This window comes from Bizionia sp. (assembly GCF_048259285.1).
Classification (GTDB): domain Bacteria; phylum Bacteroidota; class Bacteroidia; order Flavobacteriales; family Flavobacteriaceae; genus Algorimicrobium; species Algorimicrobium hallyeonense.
Genome location: NZ_JBLXHU010000076.1, coordinates 1 through 6817, shown reverse-complemented (window position 1 = coordinate 6817; position 6817 = coordinate 1). Strand labels below are relative to the sequence as shown.

General features: G+C 32.8%; 9 protein-coding genes. All 9 read right to left on the bottom strand.

The window, feature by feature from the left end; genetic code table 11:
* Positions 1 to 280 precede the first annotated feature (280 nt).
* Positions 281 to 631: a hypothetical protein gene (locus ACN0QX_RS15020; RefSeq protein WP_417198135.1), complete on the bottom strand. Its 351-nt coding sequence runs from the start codon at positions 629 to 631 to the stop codon at positions 281 to 283.
* A gap of 306 nt (positions 632 to 937) precedes the next feature.
* Positions 938 to 1732, bottom strand: coding sequence for a hypothetical protein (locus ACN0QX_RS15015; RefSeq protein WP_417198134.1), 795 nt, complete (start codon positions 1730 to 1732; stop codon positions 938 to 940).
* A gap of 139 nt (positions 1733 to 1871) precedes the next feature.
* Entirely contained in the window at positions 1872 to 2414 is a 543-nt protein-coding gene (locus ACN0QX_RS15010) for a hypothetical protein (RefSeq protein ID WP_417198133.1), read from the bottom strand.
* Positions 2415 to 2567: 153 nt separating this feature from the next.
* Positions 2568 to 3023, bottom strand: coding sequence for a GyrI-like domain-containing protein (locus tag ACN0QX_RS15005; protein ID WP_417198132.1), 456 nt, complete (start codon positions 3021 to 3023; stop codon positions 2568 to 2570).
* A gap of 205 nt (positions 3024 to 3228) precedes the next feature.
* Entirely contained in the window at positions 3229 to 3594 is a 366-nt protein-coding gene (locus tag ACN0QX_RS15000; RefSeq protein WP_417198131.1) for a hypothetical protein, read from the bottom strand.
* A 1-nt stretch (position 3595) separates the two neighbouring features.
* Entirely contained in the window at positions 3596 to 3976 is a 381-nt protein-coding gene (locus ACN0QX_RS14995; protein WP_417198130.1) for a hypothetical protein, read from the bottom strand.
* 403 nt (positions 3977 to 4379) lie between these two features.
* Positions 4380 to 4718 carry a hypothetical protein gene (locus tag ACN0QX_RS14990; RefSeq protein ID WP_417198129.1) on the bottom strand — a complete coding sequence of 113 codons (339 nt, stop codon included), beginning with the start codon at positions 4716 to 4718 and terminating at the stop codon, positions 4380 to 4382.
* A gap of 155 nt (positions 4719 to 4873) precedes the next feature.
* Positions 4874 to 5797, bottom strand: a complete 924-nt coding sequence (locus ACN0QX_RS14985; protein WP_417198128.1) for a hypothetical protein — start codon at positions 5795 to 5797, stop codon at positions 4874 to 4876.
* 160 nt (positions 5798 to 5957) lie between these two features.
* On the bottom strand, positions 5958 to 6817 hold an 860-nt coding region (locus ACN0QX_RS14980; RefSeq protein ID WP_417198127.1), incomplete at its 5' end, for a DUF695 domain-containing protein.

Genomic DNA, 6817 nt, shown 5'->3' with positions numbered 1-6817 from the left:
TATTCCTTCGTAATTTGAATGATATGTATCATAAACAATTTTGTCGAAAAACTTTTTTTGAGTCCGATTATCGCAGGAATTTAATCCGAGTGACAGAAAAAAAGATAAAATAATATATCGATTGGACAATTTTTTCAATTTTCTCAAATGTTTTACAACGGTCTCGTATAACCGCAGTTATGGAGTTAAAGTTACTTAATTTTTGGGTTAAGAACAGACGTTAGCAATTCCGAGTGGATTCGGACGTAGTCGAATCCGCCGTAATTGCGGTTATACATTGTTAGGCAACGTTTTTTATTTCAGTCAATTCAAAGAACCGATTGATTTTGGTTAATAATTCGTTTTTCGGTTTGTTCACATTCAACACGTTATAAAACGGATTGTTTATCGATTTATCAATCAGTTTTCCATTCCGAATTTTCATTAAGTGTGGAAATTGACTGTAATTTTTGAGTTTGTAAAGTGCCTCCGAAATAAATTCCGCATTATATTCCGATTCCACTTTTTTTCCATTCAGGTATACGATTTCAATTCCGTCTGTCAGATTCGGTATTATTTCGTCCTCAATATATTTTTTTGAGTTTTTTCGATTATTGTAACAGAAGAAATTTTTTCCGCTATTCTCGGTCAAAAATTCAGAGTATTTTTTTTCAAATCGTTTTCGCTGAAAAGACAATAACGGCATTGAAACTATTATTACTGGAAGCATTAGTATAAATAATGGAATTCCAATAACTACAAACAAAATTAGTCCGAATATGTTATTAATCTGTTTCAATTTTAGTTTCTCAAATGTTGCCTAACGGTCAAGTATAAGCGTAGTGCGGGATTATAAGCACTACACTTTCGGCTTTACCTTATGTTTGTTAATATTCAATTCGTTTCAATTTAGAACTTTCGCCCGCATTACGCTTATACAGTGTTGGCAACTGGCTTTTTATTCCCACCATTCTTTTTGATTTTCAGCTTTTTCGCTCTGTTTAATCGCAAGGTTTGGTGATTTGTTTTTTAATGCAATATCTAACCAACCTTGATTCCAATATTTTTCAGATACGCTAAATTCTCCAGCTCCAATATCAAAGTCTCTGTTAGCAATTGGAACTCTGTAATCAGCCCAATTACAATCTTTTTCTTTACCAGTTGAATAGCTTTTCCAAACTCCTACGAAAGCATTATTCATATACCCATCTGAAATGAATTCGATGTCATCATATACTATTTGGTTTTTGGAATTCAAATACCATTTCGAATAGAGTGTACCTTTAAAAATTCCGCTGTGTTTTTGCTCTTTACTTTCGTAGAATTCGTAATCCGCGACTAAAATCCCCTGATTTTTGATTCCTTTGTCGGCATATTCGTCGTCAACTCCGAAGTGTAACTCTTTTACTTCTCTAATTTCTTTAATGACAATATTTCCATAAAATTCGCAAATGTTGTCTTTGACTTTGGATTTGCCATAAACATTGTAAAGAAATGGACCATTTGAAATTCTAATAATTGAAATTAATTTTATTGATATTCTTTGATGTTCGTCACCAATTATTCCATAAACATTTTGGTTTTCAGTAACTGACCAAATATTAGAAAAGTCATAATCAAATGACTTGTACTTTTCCAAAACATTTTTAGATTGATCATCTACTTCTAAATCGAAATTCTCCTTTAGTCTATCGAGAGTTTGTCCGATTGAAATATTCGAAACTAAAAGTAGTATGATTATTATTCGTTTCATTTTTTAGCTTGTTGCCAACGGTTTTGGCTATGGTTTCGTTGCGTGAAAATCCGCGAGGATTTTCCGCCGTAAACCGAAGATAGTAAATTTGCGAGGACTTTCCGAGAGGAAAGTCAGAAGCAATGAACTATAGCCGTTGTTACCTGCTGGCTTTTTTTATTTCTTCAATCAGTTTGTTTTCATTCTGCTTATTTCTGCCCATAGAAACCACAGAACTTTTTTTGTCAAGGTCACATATACTATTTACAAGCACTTTTTTATTGTCAAAAAGAATAGTAATCTGTTCGCCCCAACTTCCTGATAAAAATCCAGGATGTGTTTTTGCAACTATTGCTTTTGAGTTCGAGAAATATAAATGCCATTCCAATTCCTCCGCAACTTTTTCTATGATTTTATTCAATTCCGATTTATTTAGATTGGTATTCACTTCCTTAAATTTCAATCTATTCTTTTGCAAGTAAAAAAATAAAATTCCAATTAATGTTGGGATTATGAAAAACCAAATTTCTCCAGACTTTATTGGTTTCGGCGTATTCAAAAAGTAGTCTTTTAGATACAGAAACGTAAAAGTCAGTGGAATTATAAAACAAAAACCTACAATTCCATAGTGCGAAAATTTATCCCAATTACTTAATTTAAGTTCTCGGTTTTCCAATCCATATTTTATTTTCTCGCTTGTCATTTCAGCTTGCAGGTAACGGTCTCGTATAACCGTCAGTTACGGGATTAAAGTTAATAATTTTCGGTTAAGCACAGACTTTAGCAATTCCGAGTGGATTCGGACGTAGTCGAATCCACCGTAATTGCGGTTATACCTTGTTGTGGTGTCGTTTTTTTATTCAGTCGCTATATAAATTTCAACTTCAGAGTTTTCTCCGTTTTGTGATTTCTGTCCATAAACTTCGAAATCCGCGGTATATTTTCGGTTCAATTTTTTGTCCTTTTCCCAAATCTCTTGCCAAGTTTCAAATACTGCATTTGGCATTTGTCCTTTCGCAACGAATTTTTGATATTTTCCATTTTTAAATTCACGCCCTATCAGTCCGTTTGGTATTTGGTCAATAGAGTCTACTTTTATTCCAATTACACAAGTATATTTTCCAGTATAATCCGATTCATAATCTGTGTAAATTGAATAGATTTCATCACTTGTTTTATTAGGGATTTTACTCGGAACATTTTCGGTATAAAACTGCTCCCAAAGTTTGCCTAAATCTTCGGCTGATTTTCCGTTTTGGTTTGTTGTTTCAGTTTCTATTCCGATAACTTTAAAACTGTCGATATTTTCCATTTATATTTTACTTTCTTAATAATTTTTCAAAATTTTCGGTTCAGTTACGATGTTTCTCAAATGCACCACAACGGTCTCGTATAACCGTCAGTTACGGGTTAATATGCGTTAATTTTCGGTTTGACACAGACTTTAGCAATTCCGAGTGGATTCGGATGTAGTCGAATCCGCCGTAATTGCGGTTATACATTGTTACCTGCTGGCTTTATTCACGTAAAACTTTAGTCAATTCGTCAGCACTTAAATGAGCAAATACACCAATTAATAATTGTATTGAACTAACAACAGCAAACTTCTCATCGTCAATAGTTGAATAACCTTTATTTTCCAATGATTGAATGTCATTTGCTAAAACTTCCAAAGTCAGTTTCTTCCCTTTATTGTTAATCATTTTTGTCCCATTCGCCAAAATGTATGTTGTAGGCGCAACATTCTTTGAAAGGTCAATTGCCTTTTTTCCTATAACAATAATTTCGTCAGTTGAATTAGATTCCCAAATCTCAAATTTTAGTTTATCTAATTTTTTAATCAACTCTATTTGCTCGTCTGTAGGTTTAGGTTGTCGATGCATATTAATCTAATTTTATTTCGATCGTTTTGTTTTCGAGATCAATGTCAATCCATTCAGAGTCCGATTCCAAATCAGGTATTGTTTCGGTTAAGCCCAAACCCTTTGCATATCTACTTAACGCTTTTTGTCCAAAATAAATGGTCGCTTTAAATTCGGTTTGTCCTGTTTTTCCAAGCCACGCTTTAGTTTCTATTTTCCGTTTGTCATTCACGTGTTTTTTAGTCAACTGATTATCGGTCGGAAACCAAGAAACTCCATCACACCAAAACCCTTTTAATTCAGGGTCAGTCGATTTTTCCAATTCGTGACAAATTCGGTATTCAAGTCGAGTGCAGAATTCCTCGTTAAATGGTGTTTCGATATTCTGTTGTGTGTTCGTCATTTCAGCTTGCAGGTAACGGTCTCGTATAACCGTCAGTTACGGGTTTATATGTTTTACTTTTCGGTTTGTCACAGACGTTAGCAATTCCGAGTGGATTCGGACGTAGTCGAATCCGCCGTAATTGCGGTTATACATTGTTGTAACACGTTTTTTTAATCAAATATTAATTTTATTATTGGCACAATTAAGAATACAAATCCAAGTGCGCCGATAATTCTATTATTAAATTGATGTCCCATATCATCATAATAACCTGATTCTTTTGGGCCATATAAATATTCTTTAAAAGTAAACTTCTTTTTTTTGAAGAGCGTTCTCCAAATACTTCCATAGCACCACCTGATAACTGCACCAATGAAATTGAAAAATACTCTGCCGAAATAAAATCCCAAAGTCTATATTTTTAATTAATAAATATTTTGACAATCATAAAAGTCCAAATTCCGATTGCTGGAATTGACAATCCAATTAATATTAATTTTTTATTCAAGTCAGTCCAGGTTTTCCAATGTTTTATTGTTCGTCCGATTACAGCAAATCCAAGTGCGATTGCCATTAACATAGAAGGAAGAAAGAACATAAAGTTAAATCCGAAGTTATGTGGTGCGTAACCTTTTTTTATTCCGAATAATGGTTCTCTAAATTCGTTAACAAAAAGAGCAAAAATCAAAATTCCAAAACTCGCAAATGCCATTCGAGTCGTCCATTTTATTTTCTTTATATGTCTTTGTATTAATTCCAATTATATGGTTTGTTTAAATGTGTTACAACGGTCTCGTATAACCGTCAGTTACGGGTTTAAAGTTAATGTTTTTCGGTTAAGCACTGACGTTAGCAATACCGAGTGGATTCGGACGTAGTCGAATCCGCCGTAATTGCGGTTATACATTGTTGTGCCTAGTTTTTTTTCAGAGTCAATATTTCTCCTAATAACAAATATACATTCAGAAATAAATTTTTCGCTTCTTTATAATCTACATCAGAATGAACACCACTTGATACTCTTGAATATAGATTAGTTAAATTCTGTTTAAGCTTTTTCCTTCTATTTGTGCTTTCACTATTTTGATGAATAAAAACATTGATTCTATTTAAAACATTACTTTCTTTTAAAGAAAGTTCATTACCGCCGATATTGAATGTTTCATCTGATGCTGGAAATATATGGTTAGCAAATGAATCTATTATTCTTCGACAAGTAGTTAAAGCCTGACTTATAGATTCTTTGTCACCTTCTGATAATCTTGCCACAACAGAAGGAATTTGCTCAATTACGTCTCCACTGTTTTCGGCAATTAATAAATCAATATCTTTTTTATAGGACTCAAAGATTCCTTCTGCCAAGTTATCAAACGTTCTTTCATAGTAAACATTAGTAACAAATTCGTGGACTAATGATATTATTCGGCTTTTGATTCCACCCAACTTTGCGATTCTAATAGCAGTCTCACTCATTGTATACTTCATATCTCTAATTATTGGTAGGGCAGTAGAAGCACTTGTGTCAGGAATTCTAAGTTGGATAAGTTTATTGTTTTCAACCTCAATTTTGGCTTCTATTTGCGACAATGGAAACCAGTAACCTTTAGAATTTTCTTTATCCGTCCAACGTCCAGTTAAGGTCATATATTTTCTTCCTATTTCATCATTCGGATAACCTTGCATTTCAAATTTCAGAAAGGCTCTAATATTACTGTCATCAACATATCTAGCCAATCGAGTTGTTTTTAAAAGAATAGACTGAGCTTCATTTTTACTCAATTCAATATCATCCATTATCTCGGTAGCTAATTTTAAAATATGTTCAGTTTTTGTTTCCATTTTCGGTATTTTCAAATTAGGCACAACGGTTTTGTGTATGATTTCGTTGCGTTGTTTAAGCACTAAAGTTAGCAAATAAATCACAGATAGAAAGTCCGCGAGGACTTTCGTAAGTAGGCTATAACTAGCAATGAATTATACACGGTGTTGCCCACAGTTTTTATTCCTCAATTGATGTTTCCCAACCATCATAATCTCCATTCAAATCAGATGCTTTTTGCCACAATTCCAATGTATATTCATCTATTTCGTCATAACCAACTTTGTCAATTCGTGATATTTGAATAACAAATTTATATTCGTTTGGTTGATCTGTTTTTCCTTTATTTTTTGTCTTAAAACCTAATTCATTTGTAAATTTCTCAAATTTGTCAATTTCATTTTGAGTTTTAAAATAAATCCAATGAAAAACTTCTCTTTCTTTCGTTAGTTTGTCTCCACCTTTTTCCAATTGTTCGAGAACTCTTCTATTTTGGATTATTTGCATTTGTCTTGGCAATGGATATAAAAAGTCAAAATATCCTTTCCATTCCTTATCTTCATTATGTCCAAAGTCAAATTTGTGATTCGGAAATTGGGTCATTGCAGATGAGACTTCTTTTTCCATTAAAATCGTGTTTTCTCCAAAAAAGTACAAATCTCGAAATCCGTTAGAAGTCAATCGACCAGCAAAAGTGTAATTCAGATTGTTTTTATCAAATCCGCTTATTATTACGTCTTCAATTTTCCATAATTCATCCGCATCTTCGTTACTCGACAATCCATTGTCTTTCGGATTAGGCATTTTGATTGAAACATAAACTACATTTTCTTGTCCTTTTATTGGTGCAACGTTCATTAAATTCAAATCGGTTGCAATTGAACTTAATTTGTCATTTACATTCGAAAAGTAAAATGTCCAATCAGGTTGATATTCATTTTTCGGTTCAGACTGTCCGAAGATTTTACTTAAAAATCCCATAAATAAAATAAAGGTTAATATGTTTCGATGATGTTTTTTCAAATTGTGGGCAACGTGTT